Source organism: Brevibacillus sp. FSL K6-2834 (assembly GCF_038592925.1).
Lineage (GTDB): Bacteria > Bacillota > Bacilli > Brevibacillales > Brevibacillaceae > Brevibacillus > Brevibacillus borstelensis.
Genome location: NZ_CP151945.1, coordinates 5,275,151 through 5,291,078, shown reverse-complemented (window position 1 = coordinate 5,291,078; position 15,928 = coordinate 5,275,151). Strand labels below are relative to the sequence as shown.

The 15,928-nt window shown below is 54.5% G+C and carries 13 protein-coding genes; 12 read left to right on the top strand and 1 reads right to left on the bottom strand.

Annotated features, from left to right (window positions below):
* The first annotated feature begins 119 nt into the window (after positions 1-119).
* The 11 genes from NST96_RS25640 (at position 120) to NST96_RS25590 (ending at position 14,382) form a co-directional block, all read left to right on the top strand.
* On the top strand, positions 120-665 hold the full coding sequence (locus tag NST96_RS25640; RefSeq protein WP_003388473.1) for a sigma-70 family RNA polymerase sigma factor: 546 nt from the start codon (positions 120-122) through the stop codon (positions 663-665).
* A complete protein-coding gene (locus tag NST96_RS25635; protein ID WP_024983743.1) occupies positions 656-1,885 on the top strand; it encodes a hypothetical protein in 1,230 nt (409 codons plus the stop codon). Before NST96_RS25640 ends, NST96_RS25635 begins: the two co-directional genes overlap by 10 nt.
* Positions 1,886-2,210: 325 nt before the next feature.
* Entirely contained in the window at positions 2,211-3,389 is a 1,179-nt protein-coding gene (locus NST96_RS25630) for an acetyl-CoA C-acetyltransferase (RefSeq protein ID WP_031932684.1), read from the top strand.
* A gap of 19 nt (positions 3,390-3,408) precedes the next feature.
* Positions 3,409-4,260, top strand: a complete 852-nt coding sequence (locus NST96_RS25625) for a 3-hydroxybutyryl-CoA dehydrogenase (RefSeq protein ID WP_243014412.1) — start codon at positions 3,409-3,411, stop codon at positions 4,258-4,260.
* Between the two features lie 31 nt (positions 4,261-4,291).
* Positions 4,292-5,434 carry an acyl-CoA dehydrogenase gene (locus tag NST96_RS25620; RefSeq protein ID WP_172920732.1) on the top strand — a complete coding sequence of 381 codons (1,143 nt, stop codon included), beginning with the start codon at positions 4,292-4,294 and terminating at the stop codon, positions 5,432-5,434.
* A 27-nt stretch (positions 5,435-5,461) separates the two neighbouring features.
* On the top strand, positions 5,462-6,604 hold the full coding sequence (locus NST96_RS25615) for an acyl-CoA dehydrogenase (protein WP_003388464.1): 1,143 nt from the start codon (positions 5,462-5,464) through the stop codon (positions 6,602-6,604).
* 33 nt (positions 6,605-6,637) lie between these two features.
* Complete coding sequence (gene meaB / locus NST96_RS25610; RefSeq protein WP_024983746.1) at positions 6,638-7,585, top strand: methylmalonyl Co-A mutase-associated GTPase MeaB; 948 nt, start codon at positions 6,638-6,640, stop codon at positions 7,583-7,585.
* A gap of 158 nt (positions 7,586-7,743) precedes the next feature.
* On the top strand, positions 7,744-8,373 hold the full coding sequence (locus NST96_RS25605) for a TetR/AcrR family transcriptional regulator (RefSeq protein ID WP_003388459.1): 630 nt from the start codon (positions 7,744-7,746) through the stop codon (positions 8,371-8,373).
* 56 nt (positions 8,374-8,429) lie between these two features.
* On the top strand, positions 8,430-11,681 hold the full coding sequence (gene icmF, locus NST96_RS25600; protein ID WP_003388458.1) for a fused isobutyryl-CoA mutase/GTPase IcmF: 3,252 nt from the start codon (positions 8,430-8,432) through the stop codon (positions 11,679-11,681).
* Positions 11,682-12,011: 330 nt separating this feature from the next.
* Positions 12,012-12,566, top strand: a complete 555-nt coding sequence (gene rpoE, locus NST96_RS25595; protein WP_003388457.1) for a DNA-directed RNA polymerase subunit delta — start codon at positions 12,012-12,014, stop codon at positions 12,564-12,566.
* Between the two features lie 214 nt (positions 12,567-12,780).
* Positions 12,781-14,382, top strand: a complete 1,602-nt coding sequence (locus NST96_RS25590; protein WP_031932682.1) for a CTP synthase — start codon at positions 12,781-12,783, stop codon at positions 14,380-14,382.
* 140 nt (positions 14,383-14,522) lie between these two features.
* On the opposite strand, the gene NST96_RS25585 is transcribed toward NST96_RS25590, so the two are convergent.
* On the bottom strand, positions 14,523-15,320 hold the full coding sequence (locus NST96_RS25585; RefSeq protein WP_031932681.1) for a lipid II flippase Amj family protein: 798 nt from the start codon (positions 15,318-15,320) through the stop codon (positions 14,523-14,525).
* A 158-nt stretch (positions 15,321-15,478) separates the two neighbouring features.
* Between NST96_RS25585 and NST96_RS25580 the strand changes: the two genes are divergently transcribed.
* The gene (locus NST96_RS25580; protein ID WP_003388454.1) at positions 15,479-15,853 is read left to right on the top strand and encodes a response regulator; all 375 of its coding nucleotides are present in this window, start codon (positions 15,479-15,481) and stop codon (positions 15,851-15,853) included.
* Positions 15,854-15,928 lie beyond the last annotated feature (75 nt).

Sequence of the window (15,928 nt, the reverse complement as noted above, 5' to 3'; positions counted from 1 at the left end):
ATCGGCGAGGCCTGCAATCTCCTTGTCCCTTCAAACGGGGGCCAAGGAGATTTTTTTTCAAAAACCTGTATGTTCGATGTAAGAAATCATCGCCAGCCGGATCAATAAAGGAGAGGGGAGTGAGAAAGCTGGAACAGGCCAACATTCGGTTGGAAAAAACAAAGGAAGCTGTCTTTGAAAGTTTGGTTCGCGGCTATGTAAAAAAGATATTGCGGCTGGTTTACTTAATCGTCAAAGACCGAAATCTGGCGGAAGACATTACCCAGGAGGTCTTTCTCAAAGCGTACAAGAATCTCTCTTCCTTTCGCGAGGAAAGCTCGATGCAGACGTGGGTATACAAAATTGCTGTCAATGAATCGAAAAAATATTTGCGCTCCTGGTCTTTTCGCCATCTGTTTTTCCGCGCAGAGGTGGATGTAGAGGTGGTCGGGGATACGGAGTCCGCCGTGCTGCAAAGCGACAGCCGCATTCGCTTTGCCAGACTGGTGATGAGCCTGCCGCCCACCCATCGGCAAATCATTGTGCTCCACTACTATGAAGAGCTGTCGATTGAGGAAATGGCCGACATCCTGGATATTTCTGCGGGAGCGATCCATACCCGTTTGCATCGGGCGCGCCAAAAGCTGAGAGAACAGTTGGAAAAGGAGGGACTGGAATGGATCTAGAAAAACGTCTGCGGGAATTTAAACAGACGGCTGACCAGGCGATTCTGCGAGAAATGGACGATACCGCCGAGCTGGAGGAGCGTATTTTGGGCAAGGCGCGGGGCGGACAGAAAACGGCCGAGCGAAAGTTCGGGCATCGCTCCCTGTATAAGGTTGGGGCTGCGGCAGTGGCAGCAGCATCGCTCCTGCTATTTTCTGGCCCACTCTTTGGACCATCCAACCCGGCTCCCGGCGGGCATGTGACGACTGGGCCTGGTCCAGTGGATCCGGTTCCTGCCGATCCACCTTCTCTCCCCGCAGGAACGGCGCCAACACCACCTGCACCGGGTACTTCCCCGGGAATTGGACAGCCGCCGGGCACTGACCAGCTAAGCGGCCCCAGCGACGAGGAGATTCAAAACAAGGTGCAGGAGATCAAAGAGGCTTTGCGCATTGGACTGACGCAGGAAGAGGTAAAAAAGCGAATCCAGGCGCCCTACAATGTCGTTGATGACAATGGGGATTTGGAAAATGGCGCTGATGAATTTTGGAACATCAGCTTCTTCAAGCAGGAGGGATATGTTCCCGAAGAGCCGGAATACGTAGTCGATGAAACAGGACTAAAAGCCAGAAAGGTCGGACTCAATCTTTTCATCGGGTGGAAAGAGAAAAAACTGTATATGTACTCGATTCAGTACGTACAGGGAGAGAAAAACGACATTTATTTTTACATGATGCGGCCAAACGGAACCGTCGGCATGGAGATTTTGAATGAGCGTCCATCCCCCTCTGTCCTTGACCTTGGCGATTCATTAAAAAACGCGTATTTCGGGTTTGTGGAGACAAAGAAGGATGGGGTCTTGTACGGGCTGAAGCCGGCAGACATCCTCAAGCTGTACCTCCATGCGGAAGAAGAAGGGGACCTCCTCACACAATACGCGTTCTACGCTGATGGCGGCGACGACTCCGCAAAGCCTTCTTTGGAGGCGTTTCTGGAGGATGTCAAAAACGACCCGGCAGGAGCGGAGAACACGCAAAAACGGCTGGCAGATCTGAGAGCGCATGTGATCGGCTTCGAGACAAAGGAGCAAAAACCGGAAAGCCCTTCCGGACAAAAGTCCAAGTATCTGGCAGAAGCGATCGTCTACATGCAGTTTTCAGACGGCAGGGAAGCACTCCCTTTCCGCTTGGTCAAAAATCAAGAAGGCGTCTGGAAGGTAAGCTGGATGCCGATTCAGTAACAGCTATATAGACAAAACTGACAAAAGCGACATAGCAATTTAGCAATAAGCCGACATAGCAACATACCGACTAGACAGACCATACAGACCATACAGACAACAGGCCTGCCCAGCTTTACGGTCAGGCCTGTTTTTTGAGCGTTGGCCAGCCTTTTCCAGTCCGTTCCGGCTTGGCGCAAATTGGACTCGACGAAAATCGAGGTTTTCTGCTGTATATTCATTGACTATTCGGAAAGAAGGGGGCAAAATGAAGAGAGAAGAGAAATGAGCGACCGCTCGTTCAGTTTGGTTTTCTGGATGTCACCATACAGGGAGGAACCGGATGATGAAAACGGTGATTGCAGGTGGAGCCCGTACTCCGTTTGGAAAGCTTGGCGGTTCATTGAAGGATGTATCGGCAGTAGATCTGGGTGCGATCGTGATCAGGGAAGCGCTGCAGCGATCAGGCGTATCCGCAGAGCAGGTCGATGAAGTGATCATGGGCATGGTCGTGCAGGCTGGCGCAGGGCAAATCCCTTCCCGGCAGGCGGCGCGCAAAGCGGGTGTACCGTGGAGCGTAGCCAGCCAGACGATCAACAAGGTGTGCGCATCCGGCATGCGGGCCGTTACGATGGGCGACCAGATTATCCGCGCAGGCGACGGACAGATTATCGTGGCGGGCGGCATGGAAAGCATGAGCAACGCCCCTTACGCGCTGGCTGGAGCGAGATACGGACTGCGGATGGGCGACGCCGCGCTGCAGGATCTGATGATGCACGACGGCCTTACCTGTCCGTTCGATCAGGTCCCGATGGCGATACACGGCAGCAATGTTGCCGAAGAGTACGGCATTACGCGCGAGGAGCAGGATCGCTGGGCATATCGCAGCCAGCAGCGTGCTGTGCAGGCGATGAATGCCGGCTTGTTTGACGAAGAAATCGTGCCGGTAGCTGTTCCCCAGCGAAGGGGAGAGCCGCTCCTGGTCACCCGTGACGAGGCACCGAGGCCCGACACGACTTTGGAAGGCCTTGCGAAGCTGCCTCCTGTTTACAAAAAGGACGGAACCATCACTGCGGGCAATGCGCCAGGAATCAACGACGGCGCGGCAGCGATGGTGCTGATGTCAGAGGAGAGAGCCGCGGAAGCGGGGGTCAAGCCGCTTGCCACGATTCTGGGACACGCGCAGGCAGGAGCAGAAGCCCCCTACATTGCCACCACGCCGGGGCTGGCAATCCAGAAGCTGCTGGAGAAGACGGGCACCCGCCTGGAAGAGATTGAATTGTTTGAAGTAAATGAAGCTTTTGCCGCTGTCACGTTGACCAGCGGAAAAATCGTCGGCTGGGATGAAGAAAGGGTAAACGTGAACGGGGGAGCCATCGCGCTTGGCCATCCGATCGGAGCCAGCGGCGCGAGGATTGTTCTCCATCTGGCTCACGAGCTGAAGCGGCGGGGCGGCGGACTTGGCGTCGCAGCGATCTGCAGCGGGGCAGCCCAGGGTGACGCCATTTTGATCAAAGTAGAATAGCCGAAACGGAGGAGCGGATATGAACGTACAAACGATCATGGTCGTGGGAGCAGGGCAGATGGGCAGCGGGATTGCGCAAGTATCGGCGCAGGCCGGCTTTCAAGTGATCCTGAGCGACGTAAAACAGGAGTTTGTGGACCGCGGCCTTGGGACGATCCATAAAAACCTGTCCCGCAATGTGGAAAAGGGACGGATGAGCGAGCAAGAAAAAGCGGACATTCTCAGCCGCATCACCCTTTCTACCGATCTGGCCGATGGCGAGAAGGCCGATTTCGTGGTAGAAGCGGTAACCGAAAACATGGCTGTGAAGGCGGAAATCTTCAAAAAGCTGGATGCGGTATGCCCGGCACATGCAGTTCTCGCCTCCAACACCTCCTCGCTGCCGATCACAGAACTTGCGGCCGTGACCAGCCGTCCCGAGAAAGTGATTGGAATGCACTTTATGAATCCGGTACCGGTCATGAAGCTGGTGGAGATTATTCGCGGACTTCAGACAGCGGACGAGGTGTACCAGCTTACCGAGGATTTGTCCAAACAGATGGGCAAGGTGCCTGTCAGCGTCAACGACTTTCCCGGCTTCGTTTCCAACCGCGTACTGATGCCGATGATCAATGAAGCGATCTATTGCGTATACGAGGGTGTGGCTACGCCGGAGGCTGTCGATGAAGTGATGAAGCTGGGCATGAACCACCCGATGGGGCCGCTTACCCTCGCTGATTTTATCGGGCTGGACACCTGCCTCTACATCATGGAGGTGCTGTACGAAGGCTTCGGCGACTCGAAATACCGCCCCTGCCCGCTGCTACGCAAGTACGTAAAAGCAGGCTGGCTGGGCAAAAAATCCGGTCGGGGGTTTTACGTGTACAACTGAGAGGATTCATATAGGGAAAGGTAGGACTGACATGGATTTTCGACTCAATGAAGAGCAGGACATGATGCGTCGCATGGTCCGTGATTTTGCCCAGAGGCAAATCGCTCCGTTCATCCCGGTCATGGAAGAGACAGAACAGTTCCCCCGCGAGATCGTGAAAAAGATGGGGGAGATCGGCTTGATGGGCATTCCCATTCCGGAAGAATGGGGCGGTGCAGGTGCTGATTTTCAGTCGTATATTCTGGCGATTCATGAGATTTCCAAAGTGAGCGCGACAGTCGGGGTGATCCTGTCCGTGCATACGTCGGTTTGTACCAACCCGATCTTGTACTTTGGCACCGACGAACAAAAACGCAAATACGTGCCGCAACTGGCAGCGGGCAAAATGCTCGGGGCTTTTGCCCTGACTGAGCCGAATGCCGGGTCGGACGCCGGGCGCATTCGCACCTCGGCTGTCCGGGATGGAGACGCATTCGTTTTGAATGGAAACAAGGTGTTTATCACCAACGGCGGGGAAGCCGATGTCTACATCGCCTTTGCCGTTACAGACCCGTCGATGGGGACGCGAGGAATCTCCGCCTTTATCGTCGACAAGGACACACCCGGTTTTTCAGTAGGGAAAAAAGAAAAGAAAATGGGGCTGCACGGCTCCAGCACAACGGAGCTGATTTTTGACAACGCCCGGGTGCCTGCAGAAAATTTGCTGGGCGAAGAAGGAGACGGCTTCACCATCGCGATGGCGAATCTGGATGTCGGCCGGATCGGGATTGCCGCCCAAGCTTTGGGGATCGCGGAGGCCGCCTTTGCGTACGCAACGCAGTACGCCAAGGAACGGAAGCAGTTCGGACGGCCGATCATCGAACAGCAGGCGATCGCCTTCAAGCTGGCCGATATGGCGACGATGGCGGAAGCGGCGAGACTGCTTGTTTATCGGGCAGCCGATCTGCGAAGCAAAGGACTTCCGTGCGGCATGGAGGCGTCGATGGCAAAAAAATTCGCCTCCGATACTGCCGTGAAGCTGGCGACCGAGGCTGTGCAGGTTTTCGGCGGGTACGGCTACACGCGCGAGTACCCGGTTGAAAGGCTGTTCCGGGACGCCAAGGTAACGCAAATTTACGAGGGAACCAACGAGATTCAGCGCATCGTGATCGGCAAGCATTTGCTGTGCGATTAGGACAATGAGACGCAGGGAGTGGAAGCGATGAATTTTCAATTGACCGAAGAACAAGAGATGCTGCGCAAGATGATCCGCGATTTTGCCGAGACCCAGGTAGCTCCCACTGCAGCAGAGCGGGATGAGGAAGAGCGGTTTGACAGAGCGATATTCGAGCAAATGGCCGAGCTGGGACTGACAGGCATTCCGTGGCCGGAGCAGTACGGAGGCGCAGGTGCCGATTACCTCAGCTATGTGATTGCGGTAGAAGAGCTGTCTCGGGTAGACGCTTCTATCGGCGTTACGCTGTCGGCACATGTCTCGCTGGCAAGCTGGCCCATCTATAAATTCGGCACAGAGGAGCAAAAGCAGCGATTTTTGCGCCCGCTCGCCGAAGGCAAAAAGATGGGGGCGTACTGTCTGACTGAGCCTGGGTCCGGCTCTGACTCGGCAGGGATGAAGACTACTGCCGTTCGCGACGGCGATCACTACGTGCTGAACGGCAGCAAAATTTTTATCACCAATGCCGGGGAAGCGGAAATCTACATCGTCTTTGCCGTCACCCAGCCGGAGCTCAAGCATAAAGGGATTACCGCTTTTATCGTCGAAAAAGGTATGGAAGGCTTCACGATGGGCAAGAAGGAGAAAAAGCTGGGAATTCGTTCCTCGCCGACGCTTGCGGTCAATTTCGAAGATGTGCGTGTACCGCTGGAAAACAGGCTGGGTGAAGAGGGGCAAGGCTTCAAGATCGCGATGATGACGCTGGACGGGGGACGCAATGGCATCGCTGCCCAGGCGCTTGGAATCGCGCAGGGTGCCTTTGACCACGCCCGCGACTACGCCAAGGAGCGCAACCAGTTCGGCAAGCCGATCGCGGCGCTGCAGGCGATACAGTTCAAGCTGGCGGATATGGCGACCAAGATCGAAGCGGCCCGCCTCCTGACTTATCAGGCTGCCTGGCTGGAGGATCAAGGTCTGCCTTACGGAAAAGCATCGGCCATGTCCAAGGTATTCGCCGGCGATATCGCGATGGAAGTGACAACCGAGGCTGTTCAAGTATTCGGCGGCTACGGCTACACTCGCGAGTACCCGGTGGAACGCTTCATGCGCGATGCGAAAATCACGCAAATCTACGAGGGAACCAACGAAATTCAGCGCGTCGTGATCAGCAACTATCTGCTGAAGGAGTAGAGCGAACAGTATAGGGTGAGATGAGGGCGTTTCATGCACGAAATCACTAGACGCATTCTCGCAGGAGATGTGCGCGGGGCGGCCCGGGCCATTACCTGTATCGAAAACGACTATCCGGAGCGGAACCAGATTTTAAAAGAGCTTTTTCCCCATACGGGCAGGGCCAGGCTGATCGGCATTACGGGTTCGCCTGGGGCCGGCAAAAGCTCTCTGGTTGACTGTCTGATCGGCTATTTGCGTTCGCTGGAGATGAAGATCGGGGTGGTCGCGGTCGATCCGACCAGTCCGTTCACCGGCGGGGCGCTGCTCGGCGACCGTGTGCGGATGCAAAATCACGCGTTGGACAAAGGGGTGTTCATCCGCAGCATGGGAACACGCGGCAGTCTCGGCGGCCTTTCCGCCAATACGCGGGACGCTGTCCGGGTACTGGACGCCTACGGCTGTGATGTGGTCCTGATCGAAACGGTCGGCGTAGGCCAATCCGAGCTGGACGTGATGAGCATCGCCGATACGACAGCGGTGGTGCTCAATCCCGGCGGAGGAGACTCGGTGCAGGCGTTCAAAGCAGGCATCATGGAGATCGCAGACTTGTTTGTCATTAACAAGGCAGATTTGCCGGGGACGGAAAAGCTGCAGATCGAAGTGGAGCAGATGCTCGACCTTGCCAAGCACGACGCCCCTTGGCGTCCGCCGATCGTCAAAACGGTTTCCACCAGCGGGCAGGGGATGGCTGATTTGTGGCAGCAAATAGACCGCCACCAGCAGTTTCTGCACGAGTCCGGCGAGGCGGATGCCCGCCGTTCCCGCCATCTGCAAGAAGAAGTATTGGATATCGTCCGGGACCGTCTCTTTCAACGGCTGCAAGCCGGAATTCAGAGCGGTCGGCACGCAGAAGCGCTGGAGCGGGTGGCTTCCCGCGCGGAGGACCCTTACAGCGCCGCCGAACGCATCATCCTGCAATGGTGGGGGCAAAAATCCTGAAAAGACAAGGACCTTGCGGACAGGAAAAAGAAAGATTGGCTTTCCGCGCTCTCCAGGCGTATAATAACGTGGATATCAACATAGAGAGCGCGTTTGGTCTTTCTTTTTCCAAATGTTGTCTGACCAAACGCTCAGTCGGTTGGAAAGGTGGATATGTCGTGGAGAAGAAGAAAAACATACCGTCGCTAGTGAAGGACCCCAAGCTGATCGAGAAACGGCGCGAACAGATTATCGAGGCTGCCGTCGATCTGTTTATCAACAAGGGGTTCCACAAAACAACGACGCGTGAAATTGCCCGGGCGTCAGGATTTAGCATCGGCACCCTGTATGAATATATCGAATCAAAGGAAGACGTCCTGTATCTGGTATGTGACGCGATTCACGGTGAAGTGGAGAGCCGCTTGCGTGAAGCCATCACCTTTAACGGAACGGGCCTGAAAAACCTGAAGCTTGCCTTGCGCAGCTTTTTCCGCGTAATGGACCAGATGAGCGACCGCGTCCTGCTGATCTATCAAGAATCCAAGTCATTGCCGAAAGAAACGCTTCGCTATGTGCTGAGGCGCGAGGAAGAAATCACGCAAATTTTTGAAGAGATATTGCGCAAAGGCATTGCAGACGGCTCCATCGGCATCGATGAAAAGCACGTCAAACTGATGGCAGACAACATCATGGTGCTCGGGGAGATGTGGGTATTCCGCCGCTGGGCGCTAAAGCGCCACTATACGCTGGAGGAGTACACAGACAAACAGACGGCATTGCTTCTGCGCGAGATCAGCGTTTCCGAGTAGTCTTATGCAGCTGCTCGGTGAGCGCGTCACTTGATTTTTCGGGGAGAGTGAAATCGATGGAAACGGAAGTGTATCGCCCGCAAAACAAGGTTCGTTTTGTCACCGCAGCCAGCCTGTATGACGGTCACGACGCATCGATCAATATCATGCGCCGTATTTTGCAGTCGTCCGGGGTGGAAGTAATCCACCTCGGACATAACCGATCCGTGAATGACATTGTGACCGCCGCGATCCAGGAGGATGTGCAGGGAATTGCCATCAGCTCCTATCAAGGCGGCCACGTTGAATTTTTTAAATATATCGTCGATTCTTTAAAAGAACGCGGCGCCGGGCACATCCGGCTCTTTGGCGGCGGGGGCGGCGTTATCGTCCCTCGCGAGATACGGGAGCTGGAAGAGTACGGCGTGTGCAAGATTTTTTCTCCGGACGACGGGCGGAGACTCGGTCTTCAGGGAATGATCAATATGATGATCCGCGAATGCGATTTCCCGACGGTCAAACAGCTTACCAATGAAGTGGAAGAGCTTCAGCGGCAAAATCATCAGGCTGTCGCCCGCCTTATCTCGCTGGCGGAGTACGCTGTGCAAGACCCAGAGCTGTTCGCGCCTGTCGAGGAGCGTCTCGCCGAGCCGGAGCGAGTAGTGCCGGTCCTTGGGATAACCGGTACGGGCGGCGCCGGCAAAAGCTCTCTGACCGATGAGCTGGTTCGCCGTTTTCTGCGGACGTACGCAGACAAAACGGTAGCGATCCTCTCTGTCGACCCCTCCAAGCAAAAGACAGGGGGTGCCTTGCTCGGCGACCGCATCCGCATGAACGCCAACAACACGCCGCGCGTCTACATGCGCAGCCTGGCGACCAGGCAATCCGGCTCCGAGCTCTCTGCTGCAGTAAAGGACGCAATCCGTGTAGTCCGCAGCGCAGGGTTCGATCTCGTCATCGTGGAAACGAGCGGGATCGGCCAAGGGGATGCACAGGTAACCGACGTGTGCGATGTCTCCATGTACGTCATGACCAGCGAGTTTGGTGCGCCGTCTCAGCTGGAGAAAATCGACATGCTCGACTTTGCCGATCTGATCGCGATCAACAAATTTGAGCGGAAAGGCTCGGAGGATGCGTTGCGGGAGGTGCGGAAGCAATATCGCCGCAACCACCAGCTATTTGAACTGCCGGATGAAAAAATCCCGGTGTACGGGACCATCGCCAGCCAGTTCAACGATCCGGGAACCAATGTGCTGTTTGCGGCCCTGATGCACAAGATCGTGGAAAAGACGGGCGCAGATTGGCAGGTGTCCGAGCTCGATCCGACTCCGGTCAAAACCCACAAGCCGTCGCTGATTCCAGCAGATCGGAACAACTACTTGCAGGAAATTGCCAACACGGTGCGCGGCCATCGGAAGTTCACCGAGGAGCAGTCGGCCATCGCCCGCAAGCTGTATCAGCTCCACGGGGCCAAGGAGACGCTGCTCGCCTCGGGAGACGAGGATGCGCGGCAGGTGTCTGAGGTTCTGGACAGACAGATCGCCCATTTTGAAAGCAAGCTTCATCCCGAATGCAAGCAAATTCTCGACAAATGGCCGAAGCTGAAGGAAATGTACAAACAGGATCAGTTCGTCACCAAAGTGCGTGACAAGGAGATCGTGACCAAGCTGTTTACGGAATCGCTGTCAGGCACCCGCATACCGAAAGTGAGCCTGCCGGATTTTCAGGATTGGGGCGAAATTTTGAAATGGTCGCTCAAGGAAAATGTTCCCGGCGAGTATCCGTATACGGCAGGCGTGTTTCCGTTCAAACGGGAAGGAGAGGATCCCAAGCGCCAGTTTGCCGGCGAGGGAACACCGGAGCGGACCAATCGCCGCTTCCACTTCCTTTCGCAAAACGACGAGGCCAAACGGCTCAGCACGGCATTTGATTCGGTGACGCTGTACGGGGAAGACCCCGATTACCGGCCGGACATTTACGGGAAAATCGGCACAAGCGGCGTCAGCGTCTGTACGCTGGACGACATGAAGAAGCTGTATGCCGGCTTTGACTTGTGTGCTCCGACGACGTCTGTGTCGATGACGATCAACGGACCGGCTCCGATGATTTTGGCCAAATTCATGAACACGGCGATCGACCAGCAGGTGGAGAAGTTTGCCCAGCGCGAGGGGCGGCAGCCCACGCCGGAGGAGTATGAACAGATCAAGGCATACACCCTCTCTACTGTGCGCGGGACGGTCCAGGCGGACATTTTGAAAGAGGATCAAGGGCAGAACACGTGCATCTTTTCCACGGAGTTCGCCCTGCGGATGATGGGCGATATCCAGCAGTACTTTATCGACCACAAGGTGCGCAATTACTACTCGGTCTCCATTTCCGGCTACCATATCGCGGAAGCGGGTGCCAACCCGATCACACAGCTTGCCTTTACCCTGGCGAACGGCTTTACCTATGTGGAGTACTACCTCAGCCGCGGCATGCACATTGACGATTTTGCGCCGAACCTGTCGTTTTTCTTCTCGAACGGTCTCGATCCCGAATATACGGTGATCGGACGGGTTGCCCGCCGCATCTGGGCGACGGTGATGAAAAACCGCTACGGCGGCAACGAGCGCAGCCAAAAGCTGAAGTACCACATTCAGACATCGGGCCGCTCCCTGCACGCCCAGGAGATGGACTTCAACGACATTCGCACGACCCTGCAGGCTTTGATCGCCATTTACGACAACTGCAATTCCTTGCATACAAACGCCTACGACGAAGCGATCACGACGCCGACGGAAAATTCCGTCCGCCGCGCGATGGCGATCCAGATGATCATCAACAAGGAAATGGGGCTGGCGAAAAACGAGAATCCGCTGCAAGGCTCGTTCATCATCGAAGAGCTGACCGACCTGGTCGAAGAAGCAGTGCTGCAGGAGTTTGAGCGGCTGAATTCGCGCGGGGGCGTGCTCGGCGCGATGGAAACGCAATATCAGCGCGGCAAGATCCAGGATGAGTCGATGTACTACGAGATGAAAAAGCACAGCGGGGAGCTGCCGATTATCGGGGTCAATACCTTCCTCAATCCGAATGCCTCCGAGGAAGACTACGAGATTGAGCTGGCCCGTGCGACAGAAGAAGAAAAGGAGCAGCAGATTCAAAACCTGCGGGCCTTCCAGGAGCGCAACCGCGACGCCGCTCCCGCCGCCTTGAAAAAATTGCAGGAAGTGGCGATGAACGGTGGTAATATTTTCGCCGAGCTGATGGAGACCGTGAAGGTGGCGTCGCTCGGACAGATCAGCGCCGCTTTGTACGAAGTGGGCGGGCAGTACCGCCGCAACATGTAAAAACAAAGGATCTCGCACATAGCGGAAGCGGTTGTCCCTCCCGAGGCGGCAGCCGCTTCCCGTCTTTTCCGTCTGGTTATTCCGGGATTCCCCAACAGGTTTTGCCGGCATTTCCCAACGATTTGAAGCGTAACGGGAGATTTGCCCAAAACCGGCGTTTGAATCCCTTGCATTTTCGTCTAAAATAAGGAATACTGTATCATAGCCAATTTATTGTTGGTTAACTGTGGCCGTGGGTTATCAGTTAGCATCGGTTATCATGAAGGCTCGGTCGGCTTCACGAAAGCTTGACAGTGGCCCAAGTTTTCTAAATGAAAGGACGTGCCTTGGGTGAGTCAAATACTTGCACATCTGGAACGTGAAAAACTAAACGAAATGGCTTTGGTCGATATCGCATACGAAATTTTGCGTGAAACCAATCAAACCCACAATTTTCGCGATTTGATGGATCAATTGGCCGAGCTGCGCGGAATGAACGAAGAAGAAAAAATGGCTATCATCGCTCAAGTATATACCGAAGTGAACATTGACGGCCGTTTTGTCTGCCTGGGCGACAACAACTGGGGACTGAAGCGCTGGTACCCGACGGATACCGTCGAAGAGACACAAGAAGGCGGCAAAAAGAAAAAGGTTATCCTCGACGACGACTTCGACGATTACGAGGCAGAGGAAGAGCTTGTCGAGGAATACGAAGAGGACGAGATCGCGATCTTCGAAGACGACGAGTTCACGGAAGAAGATGGAGACGATCTCGAAGAAGAGCTTGATCCCGACCTCGACGAAGATGAAGAGCTTGAGGAAGAAGAGCTTTTTGAAGAGGAAGACGACGATTTGGCAGACGAAGATCCTGTCGATGAATTCGACGATGAAAATGAAGATTTATAATTCTTGACTTACGCTTGGAAGACAAGATAAAATACTCCTTGGGCTTCACATGAAGAAGGATATTATATGGGAAACTACAAAACAAAAGTGCCCCTACCCGATTCGTTCGGGATAGGACTCGCTTTTGTTTTTTCTTTTTTGGGAGCCGTCTTCATTCGTGCATTCATCAATATCAACTGATCCAGGAAACAGGGGAAAGAGGGGACGTAAAACGATGACGAAGTACATTTTTGTGACAGGCGGGGTCGTATCCTCGTTAGGAAAAGGGATTACTGCGGCTTCTCTGGGCAGACTCCTGAAAAACAGAGGGTTAAAGGTTTCGATTCAAAAATGTGACCCATACATCAACGTCGATCCGGGTACGATGAGCCCGTATCAGCACGGCGAGGTATTTGTGACCGATGACGGGGCAGAGACGGACCTGGACTTGGGCCACTACGAGCGCTTTATCGACATCAACCTGAGCGCCAACTCCAACGTAACGACCGGAAAAATTTACTCGACCGTAATCGCGAAGGAGCGCCGGGGCGATTATTTGGGCGGAACCGTGCAGGTTATTCCGCACATTACCAACGAAATCAAGGACCGCATTTTCCGTTCGGGACAAGAGACCGGAGCTGACGTCGTGATTACCGAAATCGGCGGAACCGTCGGCGATATCGAGAGTCTCCCGTTCCTTGAAGCGATCCGCCAGATCAAGAGCGATATTGGACGCGAAAACGTGATGTACATTCACGTGACACTGGTCCCGTATATCAAAGCCGCTGGCGAAATGAAAACAAAACCGACCCAGCACAGCGTGAAAGAGCTGCGCAGCCTGGGCATTCAGCCAAACGTCATCGTGACCCGTACAGAACAGCCTCTGTCCCAGGACATGAAGGACAAGCTGGCACTGTTCTGCGACATCGACAAAAACGCTGTGATCGAGTGCGTAGATGCGGAAACGTTGTATGACGTGCCGCTCCAGCTGCAAGCGCAGGGACTTGACGACTATGTCTGCCGTCATCTCGGACTCACCTGCCAGGAAGCGGACATGACAGAGTGGAAAGCACTCGTGGCCAAGATCAAAAACCTGTCCAAGACAACCCGTATTGCCATTGTCGGCAAATACGTCGAATTGCCGGATGCTTACCTGTCTGTAGCCGAGGCTCTGCATCATGCCGGTTTTGCCAATGACTCGGCGATCAAGATCAAGTGGGTAAGCGCAGAAGAAGTTACTCCGGAAAACGTGCACGAATTGCTGGGCGATGTAGACGGCATTCTCGTACCGGGCGGTTTCGGGGATCGCGGTATCGAAGGCAAAATTACAGCTACCCGTTACGCTCGTGAGAACAAGGTCCCATTCCTGGGAATCTGTCTGGGGATGCAAATCTCGGTGATCGAATTTGCCCGCCATGTAGCTGGCATGGACGGAGCCAACAGCTCCGAGATCAACCCCGATACGAAATACCCCGTCATCGACCTGCTGCCTGAGCAAAAGAATATCGAGGACAAAGGCGGTACCATGCGTCTGGGCCGCGGACCGACAAAAGTTCTCGAAGGAAGCCTGGCAGAGCGTGCTTACAACAGCACCATGGTGTACGAGCGCCATCGCCACCGCTATGAAGTAAACAACGACTACCGCGAGCAGCTCGCTAAGCTGGGCATGCGCTTCTCCGGTACGACTCCAGACGGACGTCTGGTAGAAATCGTGGAAGTGGAAGACCACCCATGGTTCCTGGCGACCCAATTCCATCCGGAGTTCACGTCCCGTCCGAACCGTCCACAGCCGTTGTTCCGCGATTTTGTACACGCATCTCTGACCAATAAACGATAGTAAGCCAAAGAAAAACGCACGAGCGGATTTAGCCTCCGCTGGTGCGTTTTTGCATGCTCCAAACCAGTCTGCCCGGATAGGTGCAGGAGCTGGATTAATTTTCCAAAAAACAGTGCGCGTGGAACCTTTTCGCCCTCCCTCTACGTCTGAAACAGAGGAGCGATCCAGGCGACCCAGTATGCGGCGGGCACGAGCAAAAGCTGTGCCAGCAACGTGCCGAAAAAGCGCGAGATCATCAGTCCCAAATAGATGTCGCGGATATGTGTCATCTCGCTCTGCCCTTGCATCGCCTTGTCTGTCAAGAGTCCCACTTGCGGATCGATGAAAATGGTCAGGATGATCGTGGCGATGCCGTTGATGGTCCCGGATGCCGACAAGACTGTCGCCTTGAACTCGGGCACAAGCAGCGAAGCGTAAAGGGTGGCTAGCACGCCGGTCGTGTAGATTCCGGTAACCATACAATTTAAAAGCAGCAGCCTGTACGGGATGCCCTTGATCCGAAAGCGGGCGAGGTCAGGCAGGCGCGGCAAGCGGATGTGATGCTTGACCTGACGGATACTATGGATGGAAACAGTCGTCTTTAGCATCTGGGGAAGCGAGCCTGTCAGCTCCAGGTGGGCAATCAGCCGTTTTGAGAGCTGCACGAGTGTCGGAAACAGCAGAATAGCCGCCAATGTCCCCAGTGACGCCATACCGATGATCATGTGCAGAAAGGGAAGGACATCCGTATTTTCAGCAGACGCATGGTCGATCAGTCCCCCGGTGAACGGAGCCTGTATCATGTTGGAGGTGCGGGAGACGAGGACGATAATTCCGGTCAGGGAGAGCGCTACGGCGAGCCTCCCGGTCTGTATGCCAGCGTACCGCAGCGCGTAGGAGAGCGTCTCCGATGTATGGATAACGAAGGTAAACAGGCAAATAATCCAAACCATGTTCATGGCAGTGGGGTCTCCTCACATATACGAATGGTTGCCAATTATTATACTCGAAGACGGGGATGCGGGAAAATTTCAAGGACAGGAGCAGGATTTTCCTGAATTTAGGCGAATCAAGGTTATAAAGTTTACGGCCTTATAAGCAGGGGGATGGACGAAACATGCAGGATAAACGGGATAAAAAAGTGTTGGTTGTCGATGATCAGTACGGCATACGAATCCTGCTGTACGAGGTTCTTGGCAAGGAAGGCTATAAAACATTCCAGGCTGCGAATGGGAAGATGGCTCTGGAAATCGTCGAAAAAGAGTCTCCGGATCTGGTCATTCTGGATATGAAAATCCCCGGGATGGATGGCATCGAGATTTTGAAGCACATCAAAAAAATCAATCAGGATATCAAGGTTATCATGATGACGGCCTACGGCGAACTGGACATGATTAAAGAAGCGACACAGCTGGGGGCGTTGACACACTTCACCAAGCCGTTTGATATTGACGAGCTTCGCCTCGCTGTTCATCAGCAGTTGGCCTGTTGAGCAATCCTGGATATATCTATCAAGACAAGCGTACCTGTTAACAAGCAGATGTCTGTGGTATAATAAGCCACGTTA